Annotated in this window: 1 protein-coding gene; it reads right to left on the bottom strand. The window is 69.8% G+C overall.

The window, feature by feature from the left end:
* Positions 1-56 precede the first annotated feature (56 nt).
* The gene (locus ACM9NP_RS23940; RefSeq protein WP_415649040.1) at positions 57-755 is read right to left on the bottom strand and encodes an IclR family transcriptional regulator; all 699 of its coding nucleotides are present in this window, start codon (positions 753-755) and stop codon (positions 57-59) included.
* Positions 756-958: the final 203 nt, after the last annotated feature.

The raw sequence follows: 958 nt of genomic DNA, 5'->3' as shown, positions 1-958 counted from the left end.
CAATAACCCGCAAGGACCCCAAGAACCCCCACGGCATCCCCCAACAGCGAGACGCGTTACGACCCGCCGTCGGCCACCCCGAACAGTCCGGCCAGTTCGACCCCGCTGCGGCGCACGACCTCGACCGCCCGGTCCAGGTCGAGACCGTCGATGGCGACGACGCCGATGCTCCGCTCGATCAGCGCCCCACCGTCCACACCGGATCGGACTCGGATGCCCGTCGCGACCCCCGTCGCCCCCTGTTCCAGCTGTGCCCGGGTGACGCTGTAGCCGTCCCGTCTGGCGGCGCGCACCTCGTCGGTGTCCTCGGGCCGTTCGGGGCGCGCCGCGAGGATCGCGATTCCGGCGGCGCCTCGCGTCAGCGGGTGCCGACTTCCGACCCGGTACCCGACGGTGAGCAGTTCCCCCGTCGGCTCGGTGACCATCAGTACGACGCAGTCCGGGCCGTCCGCCGCGGACAGGAACGCCGTCGCCCGGGCGCCTTCCGCGAGCCGACGCAGCAACGCCCGCAGCTCGTCCCGCAGTTGCGGCTCGAATCGGGACGCCAGCACCGCGACCCCCACGGCGAGCCGGATCCGCCCGTCCTCGGTGCGCGACACCATTCCCCGAGATTCCAACGTGGACACGATCCGGTAGCAGATCGCCCGGTGGACGTCGAGTTCCCGCGCCAGGTCCGCGACCGAGATGCCCGCCGGAGCCAACGACACGATCTCCAACGCCCGCAGGCCACGATCCAACGTCTGCAAAGCACTCACGACGACCCCTCCTTAGAAGCCGCCACCCTAGCCGAACAACGGAGGCCGGGCGATCGGCGAGGGTTCGCACGCGACCAAGGCTCTCCCCACGGAAACATCCGCAGATCAATCACCAGTCCACACCACGACGAACCCCACCGAGCCGACGAACAATCCGCGCAACCATCGAACCGACACCCGCAAACTTTCGACCCACCCACCCC

The organism is Stackebrandtia soli (assembly GCF_965137155.1).
Classification (GTDB): domain Bacteria; phylum Actinomycetota; class Actinomycetes; order Mycobacteriales; family Micromonosporaceae; genus Stackebrandtia; species Stackebrandtia soli.
This window is presented reverse-complemented; position numbering and strand designations above follow the sequence as displayed.